Consider the following 18,169-nt stretch of genomic DNA (forward strand, 5'->3'; position numbering starts at 1 on the left):
GGGGCGGTTCGAACGACGGCCACCTTAGTGAGCCAGCAACAGGTTGGGCCCGGATTTGCAGCCCAGGAAGGCGCGGGTGGCGCCGCCGAAAACGGCTTCCCGGAGACGGGAGTGACCCCAGGCCCCCGCGACCAGCAAGGTCGCCGTCTTCGCTCTCGCCGCCCCGATCAGGGCCGCGCCCTCGTCCTCTCCCTCGACCATGACGGCCTCGCCTTCGCCGACGCCGTGGAGCTTGAGATAGGCGTTCAGCGGGTCGATCTCGGGAGCGGTCGCGTCCCGATCGAGGCCGGTCACGCACTGCATGATGTAAATCTCGCTGGCCATCGCCAGCAGGGGCAGGGCGGCCTTGACCGCCCGTCCAGCCTGCGGACTGCCGTCCCAGGCGATCGCCGCCGCCCCCGAGAGCGAATCCGCGTCATGACGCGCGACCAGGACCGGCGCGCGGGCGCCGAGAAGGCAATGGCCGAACATGTCGCGCCCCAGACCGTGATCCAGATGCCCCTGGCTGAAGATGATGAGATCGGCCAGCGGCGCGTGGCGGCTGACGGCGAGCGTCGGCCTCAGGCTCCGGCCCAGGACCGACATCCGCGGCGCCCCCTCGCCGGAACCGAACACGACGTCGGCCTCGCTGGCGGCGGCCCGCGCCGTTTCCTCGATCCTGCCTTGAAGTTCGCGCTCCGCGGCGACCAGCTCCTCAATCGCCTCCTCGGACAGGGTGGCGCCCAGGCTCGTGCCGAGGGCGACCATGTCGGCTGCGCTGTCCGGGTAGATCGGCAGGACCTCCACCACACCGTCGTGCTGGCTGGCGAGACTGCTCGACAGGCCGAGAGCCCGGCTGTCGCCGTCCCCGCCCGTCGCGATGGCTATCATGTGTTTCAGGCTCATGTCGCAATCTCCTTCCGAAAGGAGACTGCGCCGCGCATCGCGGCCTGCCCTTGATCGACATCAAGGGCCTTCAGAACAGTCGGGACTCTCCGCCCCCGGACGCCGGGTGGTCCGCGATCGAGAAGGTCTGCGTCTCGCTGCGCCCGTCGATGACCCCGACACAGGACACGATCTCCGGTGTGAAATGCAGGACAGCCACCGCGTCCCCGCCGGGGCAGTAGACGTGCACGTCCGGATAGCGCGCGATGACCTGGCGGTTGAGCCGTTCGATCGTCGAAGGATCAAGGACCTCCCTGACCCGGCCGGACATGGAGACGCCGACGGCGTCGCCGTGCGAGTTGCTTTCCGAACGAATGGCGACGCCGGCCCGGGGATCGCGTCCGGCGTTGGCGACCTTCCGGCTCGAACGCGCGACGATGAAATAGAGATTCAGGCCCTCGTTGAGATAGCCGACGGTCGTTACCTGGGGCCAGCCGTCGGGGTTGTTGAGCGCGACACTCATCAGCCGCTCGCGGCTGAGCAGACCGGCGATGGCCTCGACGGCCCGTTCATGGATGGGGGGGGGAGCCGGATCGGTCATTGGTCCGCCTTCAGGGTTTCGAAATAGGCGATCAGGTCGTCGATCTCGCTGGCCCGGAAATTGTACCCGGGCATCGCGGGATGGGTGGTCACCAGGCCTCCGGCGAAGGCTTCCTCCAGCTGATCCAGAGGATAGCGATGAGCGATCTCTCGCAGCGGCGTCGCGGCCGGCAAGGGGCTGTCTCCCGACGCGCCGGTCGCGTGACAACCCGCGCAGGTGGTCGAGGTCAGCAGTCTGCCGCGCTCGATCGCCTCTGCGGCGACGCTGACTGACGTCTCCGCCCTGGCCTGAGGGGCGACCGGGGTTCGGGCACAGGATGACCCGCCGGCGACGAGGGCGAAGGCGATGGCGATAGCGCGGGCGGTGGTTGACATGACCTGCTCCAAGGTTGGCCGATGGTGTCAGTCCTCGCTGCTGGCGATCTTGATCCGGATCAAGGCGGGCGATGCTTTCCTGGGGCCTCCTGTCGTCAAGGAGATCGCCAATGACCTACGCCAGCATGCTCGTCGCCGTCGAAGACGGAGAGGAGAGCGACAGCCGCCTCGAACTGGCCTGCGATCTCGCCATCGCCTTCGACGCCCTGCTTGTCGGGATGTCGGTCGGGTCGATCGCCCCGCCCCTGTACGATCCGCTGGCGGGTGGAGCGATGGTCGGAGAGCTGTTGGCCCTGTATCGCGACATGGCCGAAGCGGACGTTGAACGGGCGCGGCTTCGCTTTGCGGAGATCACGGCCGACCGGGCGCTCGAAACCGAATGGCGCGGCGGCATCGGCTATCCGGCGGAGTTCTGTTCGCGGGCCGCCCGGGCGGCGGACCTGGTGATCCTCGGCGGGCGCAACCGCCGCGCGCCGGACCATGCCCCGGATGTCGGGGACGTGCTGATGGGATGCGGTCGCCCGGTGCTGGTGACCCCGCCGACGCGAATGCGTTCGCCTGTCGGCAATCCGGCTCTCGTCGCATGGAAGGACTGTCGCGAGGCTCGACACGCCCTCGCCGGCGCGATCCCTCTTCTGCAGCGCGCCTCAAGCGTGACGCTCTACAGCGTCTGCACTCCCGAGGAGAACGAGAAGGCGGACGGCGAAATCGGCGAGGTGGTCCGCTACCTCGCGCGCCACGAAATCCAGGCTGAGCCCGTCATCGCCCTTGCCGGCGACCAGTCGCCCGGTCGCCAGATCCTTGATGAGGCCATGGCGCGTGAATCCGGCCTGATCGTCGCTGGCGCATACGGACATGCCCGCCTGCGTGAATGGGCCCTCGGGGGGGTGACCCGCGATCTGATCGCCGACAGCACCATCTGTCTGGTCCTGGCTCATTGAAGGAGGCCAGAGTGACCACCGAGGCCAGCCATATCCGCGCCGGGGGCGCGACCGGCTTCCGTCCTGGAACGAGCGTTTCGCGCCGGGGGAGCATGGCTCCAACATCGCCGGCGACGGGGGCGTCCGTACCTGTCGCGTCGAACGCGTGACGACCCTGTGAACATGAGCCGCCGCATCCTTATCCTTGACGGACATCCCGATCCGGATCCGGCGCGCTATTGCCACGCCCTCGCCGCCAGCTATGCGCAGGGCGCGGTCGGGGTCGGGCACGTGGTCCACCGGACGAACCTTTCGGATCTGGATTTTCCTGTTCTGCGATCCAGGAGCGACTGGGAGGATGGCCCGACGCCGGCCGCGATCCTCGCCCTTCAGGATCAGCTGGACTGGGCGGAGCACGTCGTCATCATCTATCCGCTTTGGCTGGGCGACATGCCTGCGCGACTGAAGGCGCTGCTCGAGCAGGCCTTCCGCCCTGCCTTCGCCTTCGGCGGCAAGACGGTCTCCCCCGGCGGCGGCAAGCTGAAGGGCCGCTCCGCGCGCATCGTTGTCACCATGGGAATGCCGGCGGCCGCCTACCGGATATTCTATCTCGCCCACTCGCTGCGCAGCCTGAAGCGCAACGTCCTCGCCCTGGTCGGCATCGGCCCGATCCGGGACACGATCATTGGCGGGGTCGAGACCCGGTCCGACGCGAGCCGCAAACGCTATCTGGCGCAGCTTCGAACGATGGGCGCCCGCGCCGACTAGGCATGGCGGCTTCGGGCCTCGGTATCTCCCTGGTGGAGAACCAGAACCGCCGGATCGTCCTTGTCCCGCTTTTGATCCGGATCAACCGTCCGTTCGCCGCCTGGCCGGCCGGGCCGCACCGGTGGCCGGGGGAGCGCGCGCCATCGGGCGCAAGGCGCAAGGTCAAGTTTGTCGAGGCCCGTGGCAAGCATAGCGCTGGTTTCGGGCGCCAAGGCGGAGCCGACAGCACTCCCCCCGGAGCGGACACGAACCGGCGAACGGAGATCGGCCAAAGAAAACCATAAGCTGTGATACACAACTCCAGCGATTGACTCTCTGGGTTGTATCGTGCTCCGTCATGGTTGCGAGCCTTTTCGCAGCAACAACTTCTTTGGAGGGAACTATGCGTAAGTTAGTCGCCGGAATCGCCTTCGCCGCCCTTGTGACGGTGGGCGGGGTGTCGTTCGCTCAAGACCAGGAAGAACTCGGCGCCAACCCGACGCCGGGCCAGTGCTACACACCCTGCGCCCAACAGTACTCCAACGCGACCGACCGCATCCGCTGCATCGCGCAGTGCTGCGGCTGCTGATCGCTGCCTGACCCACTGTGAAAGGAAGCCCGACCATGGCGCGACGGATCGCGAATCTGATGAGCATAGGCCTTATGGGGATCGCGGCTGTCGCCTGTGGCCGGGCCGAGGAGCCGGGGCTCTCCGCCGCCGAACCGGCGGCCAAGGCGGCGGCTCCGGTCGGCCCGGCCCCAGGTGCGACCATACCGCTGTACCGGCAAGCCGATTGTCCGGCCGGACCTTCCGGGCGGCCGTCGCCTGGAGAGGTCTTCGACTACCGCATGCTGACTGACGCCGGCGGCCTCGACCGATCGGCGCTTCGCCGCCAAACCGTCAAGGCAGTGTCCGGCGATGTGGTCGATTACGACGAGATGCTGGAGATGACGGGGCAGGGCGCTTTTCCGGCGGAAGCCCGCGGCGTCCGGCTGGTGATCCTCCCGACGCAGATTCTGGGCGCCTCGGTGCGCTATGAGGGCGCCAACGACGCCATGACCGCGCTGGAGCCGGGTCAAACCGTTACCATCCCCGCCGCCTACTCCCGTGGCCGCTCGACGCTTCAGGGCCAGGCGAAGGTCACCCTGATCGAATGCGGCGTCTCTGCGGCGGCGATCACCGGCGCCGCGGGCGAGCCCGTGGTCGTCTACCGGCTGGTAATGCCCTATTCGACCACGCTGAACCCGGACGAGCTCTCGGAGACGCTCGACAACGAGTATGTCGTCTCCCATGCGCGGGGTTGGCCTATTGCGGAGCGCACATCCTCGGGTACTCTCGTGCTGATACCCCGCACGGAGTAGCACTTGCCCCGCCGTTCGCTCGCCGTGCTCCTGACGGCTTTGGTCGTCGCGGGCGCCGTCGCCTGCTCGCGAGCCGACCCGGCTTCCGAATACGCCACCGCCATCGCCGGGATTGGCGACGTCCGGGACATTGTGCCGGCGACCGGAACCCTGGTCGCGAGCGGCGGCGCCGAAATCCGCGCCCCCCGCGCGGGGGTCGTTGGCGAAGTTCTGGTCGAGGAAGGCCAGGTGGTGCGGGCCGGCCAGGTCCTGGCCAGGCTGATCTCGCCGACGCGCGTGGCGGCGCGGGACGAGGCCGCGGCCAATGTCCAGGCCGCGGAGGCGAGCCTGCGGGAAGCCCGGATCGCGCTTCGCGGAGCCGAGGAAAAGCTGAATCGAAGCCGTACCCTGCATGCTCGGGACTTCGTCAGCGCCGCCGCCGTCCGCAACGGGGAGGCTGAGGTGGAGCGAGCCCGGGCCTCGATCGAACGCGTGTCCTCGGAGGGCCAGGCCGCGCGGGCGCGCCTGAGGCTGACCTCCGCGGAAGGCCAGGACTCCGATATCATCGCGCCGCTCGACGGCGTCGTGACCCTCGCGGCGGTCCGCGTCGGCCAGCAGGTCTCGCCGGACGACGAGCGCCCCCTTTTTCAGACGGGCCAGGACATCCGCGCGCTGACGCTGGAGATCATGGTGTCGGAGGCCGACCTGCCTCGGGTGACCGCGAACAGCCGCGTACGCTTCTCGGTAGACGCCTATCCGGGGGTGCAGGAGGACGCCACACTGGTCAGCATCGGCGCCGCGCCCATACGTGAGGGGCGCTTCGTCTCTTACCGGGGGTTGGCGACCGTGAACAACCGGGCGGAGGTGTTGAAGCCCGGAATGAGCGCCTCCGTCCAGATCATCCGCGCGGACGCGCGGAATACCCTGAGAATTCCGGCGCGGGCGACCTATTTCATGCCTGACGATTACGTGTCGCCGGTCGCGCCGGATGTCCTCGAACAGTTGAAGCGCGAATACCACGGTGACATGCAGGCGGTCAGGGTCGGCGCCCGCGGGCGCGAGTTTCGTCGGATGATCCAGGAAGGTCGCAGGGTCGTATTCGTCCTCGAGAAAAGCCGGCCGGCTCGTCGGGAGGTCCGGATCGGGGCGGAGACGGATGACTTCGTGGAGATCATCGAAGGTCTCAGGGAGGGCGACGTCGTGATTACCGGCAAGGTCGGCGGGCCTTCGGTGCAGCCGGCGTGACGGTCCTCCTCGAGGCGGCCGGCCTGTCCCGCCGTTTCGATGGCCAGGGCGGCCCGGTCCTGGCGCTCGACGCCGTCGATCTGCGGCTGCCAGCGGGCCTCTTTGTCGTGATCGCGGGTCCCTCCGGCTGCGGCAAGTCCACTCTGCTCAACCTCCTCGGCCTGCTTGATCGCGCTTCGACGGGTTGCCTCAGCCTCGACGGCGCCGCGGTGGAAGCCCTGCCGTCGGCGGCCCTCGCCGTCCTGCGCCGTGAGCACGTCGGCTTCCTGTTCCAGGACGCCGGTCTGATCGCCCGGATGTCCGCGTTGGACAACGTTGTCCTTCCGCTCGATTACAGGGGCGTCCCCCGTGCCGAGGCCCTCGTCAGCGCGACCCGGGCTCTTGCCCGGGTCGGCCTTGGCGACCGGGCGGGCACGTCGGTCGACCTGCTTTCCGGGGGCGAGCGGCAAAGGGTGGCCCTGGCCCGGGTATTGGCGTCGGAGCCCCGGATCGTCATCTGCGACGAGCCGACGGCCTCCCTCGACGAGGCCAACAGCGGGACGGTCGTCGAATTCCTGATGCAAAGGGCGCGCGCCGGGGCCCTCGTCGTCTGCGCCAGCCACGATCCCGTCGTCCTTGCGGGGGCCGGCCTCCGGATCGAGATGCGACGGGGCCGGATCGTGTCTACCGAGCGGTCTGCATGAGCGCCCTGGCGCTTCGCTCGGCGCTCTGGGCGATCCGCGCCCAGCCGCTTCGCAGCTTCGCCCTTGGCCTTTCCCTCGCGACCGCGGTCGGCTGCGTCGTGTTCTCAGCCTCGATCCTTGGCGGCTTTTCCGAACGTCTGCGACGACTCGCCTTCGGCGAGTACGCCAACACGATCGTTGTCCGGGCCAACGGCGTCGTCCCGTCCCGGCGCGGCGGGCCCTCGCTCGACGACCGGACCCGCCTCAACGGCCTTATCCCGAACGCGGAAGGATCCGCCGCCTGGGTCGAGGTCTCCGCACCTTTACGAGGAGCTGGCGAGACCCGCATCGTACGCGTCTATGGAGCGCTGGGCGACTACCGTCGCGAGCTGGACGCCGTCCTCGCGGAAGGGCGATGGCTCACGGAGACCGAACTGGGCGGGCTCACGCGCCACTGCCTGGTCGGCGCGACCTTGGCCGCCGACCTGCAGCGCATGGGTCGGCCTGCGCTGGACTCGGAGCTGTCCCTGGGCGGGCCGCGCTGCCGCGTGGTCGGCGTGCTCGACTATGCGGACAGCCGACCCGCCGGCCGTTTCAACGACGCGGTCATCGCCCCCTTCTTCGCGGCGCGACGCTACTTCGATGCTCGCGGGCCGGGCGAGGACGGAGCCGGGCCAAGGGAGGCCACCTGGCTGAGCTTTTTCCTGCGCAAGGGGTCGGACATGGCGGAGGCCCGCTATCTGATCGACCGGGACCTGCGAAGGGTCGCCGGTGTCCCGATGTCCCGGGAGAGCCCATACTCTTATGATGACCCGGGAGCCGAACTCGTTGACCAGGCGCGTCAGCGGGACGCATTGTCACGGCTGCTCTGGACCATCACCGGAGCCGCTCTCGTCGCCAGCCTGACCGGCTATGGCGGCATCGCCCTCGCCGCGACGGCTGCCCGCCGTCGCGAGATCGCCCTGAGGATGTCCATGGGGGCCACTGCCCGGGACATCCTGACCCAGGTTGCTACCGAACATGCCGTGATCGCCTCGGGCGCCTCCGTCGCGGGCTTTGTCGTCGGCGCTCTCGGGGCCGCGGTCGCCGCCCGGCTTTGGGAGTGGCCTGTGCGCCTCGGCTGGCCGATCGGTCTTGCCGCCGTCCTCGCCGGCTGCCTCGCCGGCCTGGCCATCGGCCTGGCGGTCGCCGCCCGCTCGGCCGCCGTTCCGCCCTCCCTCGCCGCCAAGGCCTGATGCGGTGCACCCATGCATCGGTGGGCAATGGCTACCGAACGGCTACCGTCCCGATCGCGTAGTCCCGAACACGAGGACCCGTTGCGTAAGGCCAGGGGCTATGGCGAGGAGATGCGGTCCCGACCGCTTCAGCGATTCGGAAAACCCTCCCTCCAACATTTGAGCCCGGAGCCCGGAGCCCGGAGCCCGCGTCCGGGTACTATTGCCGGAATGCGACCCCCGGCCGCACGCCCAGCCGGCGGAAAAGCATCGCGGCCGGGCAGAAGCCTGTGATTGACGCCTGCATCAGGTTGGCTCCGACGAATACGGTAAGCCACGCCCACCCCGGATGGACCCAGTGGGCGAGTGCGACGCTCACCAGGACCATCAGGCCGGCGAACATCATGACTGTGCGATCGAGGCTCATGCTCAGGGCTCCTTCGAGGGTGTGGATGGGGGGGCAGGGCGGCGCAGCTTGTGGGCGCCGATCAGGTCGAGGGCCAGCTTCTCATAGAGCGGCTCGGCCTGACCCTTGCGGACCTTGTGCAGGAAGTAGCCCTCGAAGGCGACCTTGGCCGCGTGCACCCAGCGGCCGCTGGCCGACCAGTTGATGTTGCGCGGCGGGATCTGCGGCTGGGCCATGAAGGCCACGCCGCCGTCGCCGAAATCGGCCAGGCAGATGGCGTTCCAGCTGGCCTCATTGGTCGGCGCCTGGCCGCTGATGATCTGCTTCAGATTGGCCGCGATGGCCGTGACCATGCTCTCGATCATGAAGCCGGTCTTGGGAACGCCCACGGGAACGGGCGTCGGTCCGGTCGGCGGGATGGCGATGCAGACCCCCAGGGCGAAGATCTCGGGCCAGGCCGGATTGCGCTGGTGTTTGTCGACGAGGATGAAGCCGCGCGGATTGGTCAACCCCTCAATGCCCCGCACCGCCTCCACGCCCCGGAACGCCGGCAGCATCATCGAATAGGCGAAGGGCAGGTCGTGGGTCGCTTTGACCGTCCCGTCCTCGCCGATCTCCTCGACATGCATCATGCCGGCGTCGACGCTTTTCACCTTGGCGTTGGTGACCCATTTGATGTGCCGCTGGCGCATCTCGCTTTCCAGCAGCCCCTTGGTGTCCCCGACCCCGTCGAGGCCGAGGTGGCCGATGTAGGGTTCCGAGGTGACGAAGGTCATCGGCACCCTGTCGCGCAGCTTGCGGCGCCGCAGTTCGGTGTCGAGGATCATGGCGAACTCGTAGGCGGGGCCGAAGCAGGATGCGCCCTGGACGGCCCCGACCACGATCGGGCCCGGATTCGTCACGAACGCGTCAAAGGCCTCGGCCGCGTGGACGGCATGGTCGACATGGCAAATCGATACCGTATGGCCGTCCGGCCCGAGACCCGGAATCTCGTCGAAGGCCAGGTCAGGACCGGTGGCGATGACCAGATAATCGTAGTGCAGGGCCCGGCCGTCGGCCAGGTCGATGCCCTTTTCAGCGGGCCGGATGCGGCTGGCGCCGACATTGATGAACTCGACCCCCTTGCGTTTCATCACCTCCGGCAGGCTGACCTCGATGGCCTCGCGCTTGCGCCAGTGAACCGCCACCCACGGGTTGGAGGGGGTGAAGTGAAAGGTGTCGCCCTTCGACACCATGACAACCCGCGCGCGGTCGCCGAGGGCGTCACGGATTTCGTAGGCGGCGATGGCGCCGCCCAGACCTGCGCCGATGATGACGATAGTGGGCCGGTTCATGCGCGATTTCCTTCCAGAGGCAGTCTTCGATACCTGATCCTGCGCCGCCCGGACCGCCGCGCCTTGATCCGTATCAAGGTCCGCGAGCGACGCCGGGAGCATAGTCCTCAGGCTTGCAATCATATAAGAGATATCTAATATTAGAGCAAGCTTACATAAGGACGCCCCGATGACGAAGCCCACGGCTCTGTTAGCCGCTCTCGCCGCCACCGCCCTGCTGGCTGGCGGCCTGTCGGCCTGCGGTGGGGAACCCGAGGTCGTGGCCACCGCCCCCGCGCGGGGCGAGCGCATGGCCGTGACGGAAGCGCTGATCGATGCGATCAAGCCGGCCTCGGCCGTGGTCGCCTCGCGCGATCTCGGCGAGGCGCGGGCGCGCATTCCGGGCACGCTCACAGCGTTGAACGTGCGCGAAGGCGACACGGTGCGCGAGGGCCAGGTCATCGGCGTGGTCACGGACAACCGGGTCGGCCTCGAGACGGCGGCGTTCGGCGCCCAGGTCGCGGCGGCCGAGGCCGAGGCTGCTCGCGCCCGGGCCGATCTGTCACGGATCCAGACCCTGTTCGATCGTGGCATCTACGCCCAGGCCCGGCTTGACCAGGCCCTCGCGGCCTCGCAGGCCGCCAACGCCCAGGTCCGGGCGGCGCGCGCCGTGCGTTCGGCCAGCGCCGAGACCGGCGCCCAGGGCCGGATCCTCGCTCCGACTTCAGGTCGGGTGCTCGCCGCCGACGTGCCCGCCGGCTCGGTGGTCAACGCCGGACAATCCGTCGCCACCATCACCGCCGGACCGCTGGTCCTGCGGCTGGAACTGCCCGAGGCCCAGGGCCGCAACCTGCGGGTCGGTCAAAGCATCGTCGTTTCGTCCGAGGACCTGCCCGGGGTGACCGGCGGCGCGATCGCCCAGGTCTATCCGGCCACCACGGCCGGGCGGACCACCGCCGACATAGCCGTTGATGGCCTGGCCAGCGACCGGGTCGGACAGCGCGTCATCGTCCAGGTTCCTGTCGGCCAGCGGCGCGCGCTCGTCCTGCCGCGCCGCTTCGTCGCCACCCGGTACGGCATCGATTTCGTCCGCACCGTCGACCGCGCCGGCCGTGTCAGTGAGGCCCCGGTCCAGCTGGGCGGCCCCGTCGCCGGCGACCGCGTGGAAGTTCTGTCGGGCCTGACCGTGGGCGATGTCGTCCTTGCCCCGACACGTGTCGCCGCGTCGGAGCGCGCACGATGAACCTTGGCCTTTCCGGGCGCCTGACGCGCGCCACGCTCAACTCACCCCTGACTCCCCTGATGCTGCTGGCGGCGATCGCCGTCGGCCTGATGGCCGTGCTGTCGATCCCGCGCGAGGAGGAGCCGCAGATCAGCGTGCCGATGGTCGACATCATGGTCGCGGCCCCGGGACTGAGCGCCTCCGACGCCACCGAACTGGCGGCCAAGCCGCTGGAAGCCATCGTACGCAGCATCGACGGCGTCGAGCATGTCTACACCCAGGTGCAGGACGACCAGGTCATGGTCACCGCCCGCTTCGTGGTCGGCTCAGACCCCGACGACGCCGCGGTCCGGGTTCACGAGAAGGTGCGCGCCAACTACGGCTCGATCCCCACGGGCGTGTCCGAGCCGCAGATCGTCACCCGGGGCATCAACGACGTCCCGGCTGTGGTCCTGACCCTGACGCCGCGCGCCGACGCGGCCGGGCGCTGGAGCGACCAGGCGTTGTACGAGGTCGCCGCCCGGCTCAGGACCGAGATCGGCAAGGTCGAGGACGTCGGCCTGACCTTCATTGTCGGCGGCCGCCCGTCCGAGATTCGCGTCGAGCCCGATCCGACCCGCATGGCCGCGCGCGGTGTGGCGCTGACCTCCATTCTCGAGACCGTGGCCCAGGCCAACCGCAGCTTCCCCGCCGGGTCCATACGTGAACAGGGCCGGGCCCTGACCCTTCGCTCCGGCGAACGACTGGCCACGCCCGACGATGCGGCCCTGCTGACCGTCAGTTCGATGGCCGGCGAGCCCGTCTACCTGCGCGACGTGGCGACCATCGTGCAGGCGCCGCGCGAGGACCAGGCCCGGGCCGCCCACTATGCCCGCGTCGGCGAGAACTGGAGCCGGACTCCGGCCGTCAGCCTGGCCGTGGCCAAGCGACAGGGCGCCAACGCCGTGGTCGTCTCCCACGGGGTGATGCAGCGGGTCGAGGCGCTGAAGGGCACGCTGATCCCGGACGGCCTGGAGGTCGTGGTCACCCGTGACTACGGCGAGACGGCCAACGAGAAGGCCAACGAGCTGCTGATGCACCTGGGTCTCGCGACGATTTCCATCGTCATCCTGATCGGCTTCGCCATCGGCTGGCGCGAGGCGGGCGTGACGGCGGTGGTCATCCCCACGACCATCCTGCTGACCCTCTTCGCCTCCAATCTGATGGGCTACACCATCAATCGGGTCAGCCTGTTCGCCCTGATCTTCTCGATCGGCATCCTCGTCGACGACGCCATCGTGATGATCGAGAACATCGCCCGCCACTGGGCCATGAACGACGATCGCAGCCGCGCCCAGGCCACCGTCGAGGCCGTGGCCGAGGTCGGCAACCCCACCGTGGTCGCCACCCTGACCGTGGTCGCCGCCCTGCTGCCCATGCTGTTCGTCTCGGGCCTGATGGGTCCCTATATGGCCCCGATCCCGGTCAACGCCTCTGCGGCCATGGTCTTCTCCTTCTTCGTCGCCGTGGTCATCGCGCCCTGGCTGATGATCCGCCTGGCCCGCAAGACCCTGGCCGGGGGGCACGGTCACCAGCACGGCGAGGGGATGCTGGGCCGTCTCTATCGCAAGGTGGCCACGCCGGTGATCCGTTCGCGCCGCAGCGCCTGGACCTTCCTGATCGTCGTCGGCGTCGCCACCCTGCTGGCCATGTCGATGTTCGGCTTCCGCGCGGTGCCGGTGAAATTGCTGCCGTTCGACAACAAGTCCGAGTTGCAGGTCGTGCTGGACATGCCCGAGGGGACCAGCCTGGAGGCCACCGAACGCACCCTGGCCGGGGCCGCGGCCGTGGCCCAGACCTTGCCGGAGGTGGAGTCGCTGGAGAGCTACGCCGGGACCGCCACCCCGTTCAACTTCAACGGCCTGGTGCGTCACTACTTCCTGCGCGCCGGCGCCGAACAGGGCGACCTGGCCGTCATGCTGGCTCCCAAGGGCGAGCGCGATCGTAGCAGCCACGCGATCGCCCTCGACCTGCGCCGGCGCCTGGCTGACCTGCCGCTGCCGGCCGGTACGTCGATCAAGGTGGTCGAGGCCCCGCCGGGACCCCCGGTGCTGGCGACCCTGCTGGCCGAGGTCTACGGCCCCGACGCCGCCACCCGCCGCGCCGTGGCCGCCGAGCTGGAGACCCTGTTCCGGGCCCAGTCGTCGGTGGTCGACGTGGACAACAGCTACGGCGTTCGCCGCCCGGTCCTGCGCCTGATCCCTGATCGCGAGAAGATCGAGCGCTTCGGCCTGTCCGAGCGCGAGGTGCATGACTCCATCGCGGCCGTCATGGGCGGCCAGATCCTGGGCTACGCCGCGCGCGACAACGAGCGGACCCCGGTGGAGATCGCGGTCCGCCTGCCCCAGTCGGCCCGCGCCTGGACCGAACAAATGGCCGTCATGCCTGTCGCCGTCACCACCCTCGACGGAGGCCGTCGTCTGGTCGAACTTGGCGAGGTCGTCGAAGCGCGGCGCGAGCTGGGCGGCTGGCCGGTCTACCGCCGCGACGGCCGCGCCGCCGAGATGGTCACAGCCGAACTGGCGGGTCAGTTCGAAGCTCCGATCTACGGCATCATGGCCATCGACGCGGCCATCAAGGCGCACGACTGGAAGGGGCTGCCGCGGCCCGAGGTTCGCCTCAACGGGCAGCCGGACGACGAGGCCCGGCCCACCGTCCTGTGGGACGGCGAATGGGAGATCACCTGGGTGACCTTCCGCGACATGGGCGCCGCCTTCGGCGTGGCCCTGCTGGGAATCTATGTTCTGGTCGTCGCCCAGTTCAAGGATTTCCGCATCCCGCTGGTGATCCTGACGCCCATCCCCCTGACCCTGATCGGCATCGTCATCGGGCACATGCTGTTCGGCGCGCCCTTCACCGCCACCTCGATGATCGGTTTCATCGCCCTGGCGGGGATCATCGTGCGAAACTCGATCCTGCTGGTCGATTTCATCCGCCACGCCCGAACGCCGGGGCGGCCCTTGCGCGAGGTATTGCTGGAGGCCGGGGCCATCCGCTTCAAGCCGATCCTGCTGACCGCCCTGGCGGCCATGATCGGCGCGGCGGTGATCCTGTTCGACCCGATCTTCCAGGGTCTGGCGATCTCCCTGCTGTTCGGCCTGATCTCCTCGACGATTCTGACGGTGCTGGTGATCCCGGCCATCTATATTGCGTTGAAGGACGATGGCCGGCCCCTGGCCTCGCCCGAGCCCGCGCCCGAGCCCGCGCATGAGACGCCATGACCGACGCCTTGCCCACGCCGAACGCGGCCACCCTGGCCGAGCTTGAGGCCAACGCCGCCCCGGCGGCCCGGCTGATGCGGCTGTTCGCCAACGAGCAGCGGTTGATGCTGATGTGCCGGCTCAGCGAGGGCGACTGCGCCGTCGGCGACCTGGCGACCTTCGTCGGCCTGTCGCAATCGGCCTGTTCGCAGCACCTCGCCCGTCTGCGCGACGCCGGCGTCATCGCTCCGCGGCGCGAGGCGCAGACCATCTACTACGGCATCGCCGACCCGGCCGCCGCCCGGGTCATCGCCCTGCTTTGCGACATCTACCGCGACAAACCGAAGGAACGGACTTCATGACCTATTTCCACGCCCGCACCATCGAGGGCGACTTCGATGCGATCGTCGAGCGGACCCGGGCGGCGCTTCAGAAGCACGGCTTCGGCGTCCTCACCGAGATCGACGTTCAGGCCACGCTCAAGACCAAGATCGGGCAGGATTTCCGCCCCTACCGCATTCTCGGCGCCTGCAATCCGGTCATGGCCCATGAGGCTCTGAAGCTGGAGCCGCACGTCGGTGTCATGCTGCCCTGCAATGTCGTGGTCCAGCAGGCCGAAGGGGGCGTTGAGGTCTTCGCCGTCGATCCGTCCGCATCGATGAGCGCCATCGACAATCCTGACCTCCTGGGCCACGCGCGAACCGTGGGTGAGCATCTGCGAGCGGCCGTCGACGAAATCTGAAGCCAGCGGTTTCGGCCCGTCTTGATCCAGATCACGGGCCTGGGTCTGCTGTCTGCCACCGTGTGGACTGGCTGACCTGGATCACCGCCGCCCATGCCCTTGCGGATCAAGCAATCAACGCCGCCCGGGGGGCAAGGGCCCGGCCCGGGACGGGCGTCCGGAACCGGAGCCGGAACCGGGGCATCGGCATCGTCCGGGCTCTGCTTCCGGGCCCGCGCGGTGACCAGAGTCTATGGGTCAGGTGCGGCGGCGGTCCACGCCCTGCGCGGCGTTGATCTCGACCTGCCGGACGGGGAGATGGTCGTGGTGCTGGGCGCGTCCGGCAGCGGCAAGTCGACCTTTCTCAACATTCTCGGCGGTCTGGACACCGCGACCGGCGGCGAGGTTCTGTTTCGGGGCGAGGACATCAGTCGGGCGGACCAGCGGCGCCTGACCGAATACCGTCGCAGGCACGTCGGGTTCGTCTTCCAGTTCTACAATCTGATGCCGAGCCTGACTGCGCGCGAGAACGTCGCCCTCGTCACCGAAATCGCCGAGGCCCCGCTCCGCCCCGAAGACGCCCTCGCCATGGTCGGCCTGGAGAACCGTCTGGATCATTTTCCGGCCCAGTTGTCGGGCGGCGAACAGCAGCGCGTAGCGATCGCGCGCGCCGTGGCCAAGCAGCCGTCGGTCCTGCTGTGCGACGAGCCGACGGGCGCGCTGGATTCCGCCACCGGTGTGCGGGTGCTGGAGGCGCTCAAGACCGTCAACGACAGCCTGGGGGCCACGACGCTGCTGATCACACACAACGCCGCCATCGCAGCCATCGCCGACCGCGTGGTGATATTCGCCGACGGACGGGTGCGCGAAGTTCGCGAGAACGCAGACAAACGGCTCCCCGGGGAGATTTACTGGTGAACCGGCTGCCGGCCTGGATGGGCGCGCTGGACCGCAAGCTGGTGCGCGAGCTCTGGCGCATGAGGACCCAGGCGCTCGCGATCGCCTTCGTCATCGCGGGGGGCGTCGCCGTCCATCTGCTCGCCGCGGGGATGCTGAGTTCGTTGCAGGACACCCGGCGCGCCTACTACGAACGCTATCTGTTCGCCGACGTCTGGGCGCCCGTGGTGCGCGCGCCGCAGCGTCTGATCGCCGACATCCGGGCGATCGAGGGAGTTCAGGCCGCGGCGACCCGTATCCGGGTTCCGGCGATCTTCGCCATGGAGGGCATGAGCGCCCCCGCCACCGGCGAAGTCCTGTCGTTGCCGGACCTGGGAGAGGCGGCGGTCAATCGCCTTCACCTGGTCCGCGGTCGCCTTCCGACCGCCGGGCAGCGGGATGAGGCGGTGGTGCTTCAAGCGTTCGCCGACGCCCACGGGCTCGAGATCGGCGACACGGTTCCGGCCACCCTTTACGGCGGTCGCCGGCAGTTGACCGTGGTCGGGATCGCGCTGTCGCCAGAACACGTCTACGCTATCGGCCCGGGCCAGTTCGTTCCCGATGACCGGCTGTTCGGCGTCCTGTGGATGCGGCGCAACGCCCTGGCGCAGGCCGTCAATCAGGACGAGGCCTTCAACGAGGCGGTCGTCCGCCTCTCACGTGATGCCTCCGAGCCGGCGGTGATCGCCCGGCTGGATCGCCTTCTGGAGCCTTACGGAGCGCCGGGCGCCTATGGCCGCGCCGACCAGATTTCGGACGCCTTCGTGTCCAGTGAGATCGACCAGCTGGCGACCATGGGGCAGGTGCTGCCGCCGGTTTTCCTGCTGGTGGCGGCCTTCCTCGTCAATGTCGTGGTTTCAAGACTGATCGCCGTCCAGCGGGCGGGCATCGGACTGTTGAAGGCCTTCGGCTACCGCGACCGCGACATCATCGGCCACTATCTCAAACTGGTCGCCGTCATCGCGGCGACGGGGGTGCTGATCGGGGGAGCGGCGGGGATCTGGCTCGGTCGGGGCATGGCGGAGCTCTATATGGAGTATTACCGCTTCCCCTTCCTGTTGTTCCAGGCGGACCCGGCCGACTACGCCACCGTGGTCGGCGTAGCGATGCTGACGGTGATGGGCGGCGCGGCCCTGGCGGTGCGGCGGGCCGCGGCCCTGAACCCGGCGGAAGCCATGACGCCCGCGCCCCCGCCCGACTATTCCCGCGCCGCGGGGGCGTGGATCACCCGGATCAAGGTCCTCGACCAGCAGTCGCGCATGATTTTGCGCCAGATCATCCGCTGGCCCTGGCGCGCGGCCCTGACCGTGGCCGGGATCGCGGCGTCCGGCGCCTTGCTGATCGGCACGATGTCGATGATGGACGGGATCAAGGTGATGATCGATTCCAGCTTCACCGTATCGAACCCCCACGACGTGTCGGTGAGCTTTGTCGAGCCCCGGTCGCGCGCCGCCCTGTTCAGTCTGGCCCGCGAGGACGGGGTGCTGGCGGCCGAGCCCTTTCGCGTCGTCCCGGTCCGCCTGCGCCATGGCGCGCGCGAGGAGCGGGCGGTGATCACCGGCGCGCCGCTGGACGGCAGCCTGTCGAGGATGGTCGATACCCACAACCGGCCGGTCCAGCCGCATCCCGGCGGCCTGGTCCTGTCCAGCGACCTGGCCGCCAGACTCCGGATCGAGGCGGGTGACATCGTCGAGGCGCAGGTCACGGAGGGCCGCCGGCCTCTGCTCGCGCTTCCGGTCTCGGCCGTCACCACCAGCTATGTCGGGTCCGGCGCGAGGATGGGGATCGAGGACCTGAACCGGGCGATGGGCGAAGGGGCGCTGGTGTCAGGCGCCTGGCTTACGATCGACGCCGACCGGACCGGGAGCCTCTACGCGCGTTTGAAGGAGGCGCCCTCGGTGGTTGGCGTGGGCCTGCAGGGGGACGCCGTCAAACGCCTGGCCGCCATGCTCGACGAGAACCTCGGTCGATCCATCCTGACCTTCTTCCTCTTCGCCGGCCTGATCGCCTCGGGCGTGGTCTACAATACGGTGCGCATCTCCTTCGCCGAGCGCCAGCGCGAGCTGGCGTCGCTGCGGGTGCTCGGCTTCTCGCGCGCCGACGTGTCCTACATACTGCTCGGCGAGGTCGCCTTTCTGATGCTCCTCGCCCTGCCGCTGGGCGCGGCGGCCGGCGCCGGTCTCGCCTGGTATCTGGCCCGGGCCATGAGTTCGGACCTGTTCCGGCTGCCTTTCGCCGTCGCTCCCGCGACCTTCGGCATGGCCGGGGCGGTGGTGTTGGTCATCACGGTCGTGACGAGCCTGATGGTGCGGCGTCAGATCGACCGGCTGGATCTGGCCGAAGCCTTGAAGACCGGAGAATAGC

18 protein-coding genes are annotated in these 18,169 nt (G+C 69.0%); 13 read left to right on the forward strand and 5 right to left on the reverse strand.

Going from position 1 to position 18,169, the window contains the following annotated elements:
• Nucleotides 1–24: 24 nt before the first annotated feature.
• From PSV23_RS05070 to PSV23_RS05080, 3 genes are all read right to left on the reverse strand, one after another.
• Complete coding sequence (locus tag PSV23_RS05070; protein ID WP_300466502.1) at nucleotides 25–885, reverse strand: universal stress protein; 861 nt, start codon at nucleotides 883–885, stop codon at nucleotides 25–27.
• 70 nt (nucleotides 886–955) lie between these two features.
• Nucleotides 956–1,465: a pyridoxamine 5'-phosphate oxidase family protein gene (locus tag PSV23_RS05075; protein WP_300466504.1), complete on the reverse strand. Its 510-nt coding sequence runs from the start codon at nucleotides 1,463–1,465 to the stop codon at nucleotides 956–958.
• Nucleotides 1,462–1,839: a cytochrome c gene (locus PSV23_RS05080; RefSeq protein WP_300466507.1), complete on the reverse strand. Its 378-nt coding sequence runs from the start codon at nucleotides 1,837–1,839 to the stop codon at nucleotides 1,462–1,464. The genes PSV23_RS05075 and PSV23_RS05080 overlap by 4 nt, the downstream gene beginning before the upstream one ends.
• A gap of 110 nt (nucleotides 1,840–1,949) precedes the next feature.
• On the opposite strand from PSV23_RS05080, the gene PSV23_RS05085 reads away from it, so the two are divergent.
• The 7 genes from PSV23_RS05085 to PSV23_RS05115 all read left to right on the forward strand — a co-directional run bounded on the left by PSV23_RS05085 (nucleotide 1,950) and on the right by PSV23_RS05115 (nucleotide 7,989).
• The gene (locus PSV23_RS05085; RefSeq protein ID WP_300466509.1) at nucleotides 1,950–2,780 is read left to right on the forward strand and encodes a universal stress protein; all 831 of its coding nucleotides are present in this window, start codon (nucleotides 1,950–1,952) and stop codon (nucleotides 2,778–2,780) included.
• Between the two features lie 162 nt (nucleotides 2,781–2,942).
• Nucleotides 2,943–3,527, forward strand: coding sequence for an NAD(P)H-dependent oxidoreductase (locus PSV23_RS05090; RefSeq protein WP_300466511.1), 585 nt, complete (start codon nucleotides 2,943–2,945; stop codon nucleotides 3,525–3,527).
• 382 nt (nucleotides 3,528–3,909) lie between these two features.
• On the forward strand, nucleotides 3,910–4,095 hold the full coding sequence (locus PSV23_RS05095; protein ID WP_300466513.1) for a hypothetical protein: 186 nt from the start codon (nucleotides 3,910–3,912) through the stop codon (nucleotides 4,093–4,095).
• 59 nt (nucleotides 4,096–4,154) lie between these two features.
• Entirely contained in the window at nucleotides 4,155–4,868 is a 714-nt protein-coding gene (locus PSV23_RS05100; protein WP_300466515.1) for a hypothetical protein, read from the forward strand.
• A gap of 3 nt (nucleotides 4,869–4,871) precedes the next feature.
• Nucleotides 4,872–6,092, forward strand: coding sequence for an efflux RND transporter periplasmic adaptor subunit (locus tag PSV23_RS05105; protein WP_300466517.1), 1,221 nt, complete (start codon nucleotides 4,872–4,874; stop codon nucleotides 6,090–6,092).
• Entirely contained in the window at nucleotides 6,089–6,775 is a 687-nt protein-coding gene (locus PSV23_RS05110; RefSeq protein ID WP_300466519.1) for an ABC transporter ATP-binding protein, read from the forward strand. The genes PSV23_RS05105 and PSV23_RS05110 overlap by 4 nt, the downstream gene beginning before the upstream one ends.
• The gene (locus PSV23_RS05115; protein WP_300466521.1) at nucleotides 6,772–7,989 is read left to right on the forward strand and encodes an ABC transporter permease; all 1,218 of its coding nucleotides are present in this window, start codon (nucleotides 6,772–6,774) and stop codon (nucleotides 7,987–7,989) included. The genes PSV23_RS05110 and PSV23_RS05115 overlap by 4 nt, the downstream gene beginning before the upstream one ends.
• Nucleotides 7,990–8,188: 199 nt before the next feature.
• On the opposite strand, the gene PSV23_RS05120 is transcribed toward PSV23_RS05115, so the two are convergent.
• Nucleotides 8,189–8,395, reverse strand: coding sequence for a DUF2892 domain-containing protein (locus PSV23_RS05120; protein WP_300466523.1), 207 nt, complete (start codon nucleotides 8,393–8,395; stop codon nucleotides 8,189–8,191).
• A 2-nt stretch (nucleotides 8,396–8,397) separates the two neighbouring features.
• Nucleotides 8,398–9,708, reverse strand: a complete 1,311-nt coding sequence (locus PSV23_RS05125; RefSeq protein ID WP_300466525.1) for an NAD(P)/FAD-dependent oxidoreductase — start codon at nucleotides 9,706–9,708, stop codon at nucleotides 8,398–8,400.
• 169 nt (nucleotides 9,709–9,877) lie between these two features.
• Between PSV23_RS05125 and PSV23_RS05130 the strand changes: the two genes are divergently transcribed.
• From PSV23_RS05130 to PSV23_RS05155, 6 genes are all read left to right on the forward strand, one after another.
• Nucleotides 9,878–10,930, forward strand: coding sequence for an efflux RND transporter periplasmic adaptor subunit (locus tag PSV23_RS05130; RefSeq protein ID WP_300466527.1), 1,053 nt, complete (start codon nucleotides 9,878–9,880; stop codon nucleotides 10,928–10,930).
• Nucleotides 10,927–14,169, forward strand: a complete 3,243-nt coding sequence (locus PSV23_RS05135; protein ID WP_300466529.1) for an efflux RND transporter permease subunit — start codon at nucleotides 10,927–10,929, stop codon at nucleotides 14,167–14,169. The genes PSV23_RS05130 and PSV23_RS05135 overlap by 4 nt, the downstream gene beginning before the upstream one ends.
• Nucleotides 14,166–14,510 carry a metalloregulator ArsR/SmtB family transcription factor gene (locus PSV23_RS05140; protein WP_300466531.1) on the forward strand — a complete coding sequence of 115 codons (345 nt, stop codon included), beginning with the start codon at nucleotides 14,166–14,168 and terminating at the stop codon, nucleotides 14,508–14,510. The genes PSV23_RS05135 and PSV23_RS05140 overlap by 4 nt, the downstream gene beginning before the upstream one ends.
• Nucleotides 14,507–14,890: a DUF302 domain-containing protein gene (locus PSV23_RS05145; RefSeq protein ID WP_300466533.1), complete on the forward strand. Its 384-nt coding sequence runs from the start codon at nucleotides 14,507–14,509 to the stop codon at nucleotides 14,888–14,890. Before PSV23_RS05140 ends, PSV23_RS05145 begins: the two co-directional genes overlap by 4 nt.
• Before the next feature lie 219 nt (nucleotides 14,891–15,109).
• The gene (locus PSV23_RS05150) at nucleotides 15,110–15,787 is read left to right on the forward strand and encodes an ABC transporter ATP-binding protein (RefSeq protein ID WP_300466535.1); all 678 of its coding nucleotides are present in this window, start codon (nucleotides 15,110–15,112) and stop codon (nucleotides 15,785–15,787) included.
• Complete coding sequence (locus PSV23_RS05155) at nucleotides 15,784–18,168, forward strand: ABC transporter permease (protein ID WP_300466537.1); 2,385 nt, start codon at nucleotides 15,784–15,786, stop codon at nucleotides 18,166–18,168. The genes PSV23_RS05150 and PSV23_RS05155 overlap by 4 nt, the downstream gene beginning before the upstream one ends.
• The last annotated feature ends 1 nt before the right edge of the window (nucleotide 18,169 follow it).

The sequence above is a fragment of the Brevundimonas sp. genome (assembly GCF_029946145.1).
In the GTDB taxonomy this organism is placed as follows: Bacteria; Pseudomonadota; Alphaproteobacteria; order Caulobacterales; family Caulobacteraceae; genus Brevundimonas.

Coding starts and splice junctions, on each gene's coding strand:
- PSV23_RS05070 (WP_300466502.1), bottom strand. CDS start 885: ATGAGCCTGAAACACATGATAGCCATCGCGACGGGCGGGGACGGCGAC.
- PSV23_RS05075 (WP_300466504.1), bottom strand. CDS start 1,465: ATGACCGATCCGGCTCCCCCCCCCATCCATGAACGGGCCGTCGAGGCC.
- PSV23_RS05080 (WP_300466507.1), bottom strand. CDS start 1,839: ATGTCAACCACCGCCCGCGCTATCGCCATCGCCTTCGCCCTCGTCGCC.
- PSV23_RS05085 (WP_300466509.1), top strand. CDS start 1,950: ATGACCTACGCCAGCATGCTCGTCGCCGTCGAAGACGGAGAGGAGAGC.
- PSV23_RS05090 (WP_300466511.1), top strand. CDS start 2,943: ATGAGCCGCCGCATCCTTATCCTTGACGGACATCCCGATCCGGATCCG.
- PSV23_RS05095 (WP_300466513.1), top strand. CDS start 3,910: ATGCGTAAGTTAGTCGCCGGAATCGCCTTCGCCGCCCTTGTGACGGTG.
- PSV23_RS05100 (WP_300466515.1), top strand. CDS start 4,155: ATGAGCATAGGCCTTATGGGGATCGCGGCTGTCGCCTGTGGCCGGGCC.
- PSV23_RS05115 (WP_300466521.1), top strand. CDS start 6,772: ATGAGCGCCCTGGCGCTTCGCTCGGCGCTCTGGGCGATCCGCGCCCAG.
- PSV23_RS05120 (WP_300466523.1), bottom strand. CDS start 8,395: ATGAGCCTCGATCGCACAGTCATGATGTTCGCCGGCCTGATGGTCCTG.
- PSV23_RS05125 (WP_300466525.1), bottom strand. CDS start 9,708: ATGAACCGGCCCACTATCGTCATCATCGGCGCAGGTCTGGGCGGCGCC.
- PSV23_RS05130 (WP_300466527.1), top strand. CDS start 9,878: ATGACGAAGCCCACGGCTCTGTTAGCCGCTCTCGCCGCCACCGCCCTG.
- PSV23_RS05135 (WP_300466529.1), top strand. CDS start 10,927: ATGAACCTTGGCCTTTCCGGGCGCCTGACGCGCGCCACGCTCAACTCA.
- PSV23_RS05140 (WP_300466531.1), top strand. CDS start 14,166: ATGACCGACGCCTTGCCCACGCCGAACGCGGCCACCCTGGCCGAGCTT.
- PSV23_RS05145 (WP_300466533.1), top strand. CDS start 14,507: ATGACCTATTTCCACGCCCGCACCATCGAGGGCGACTTCGATGCGATC.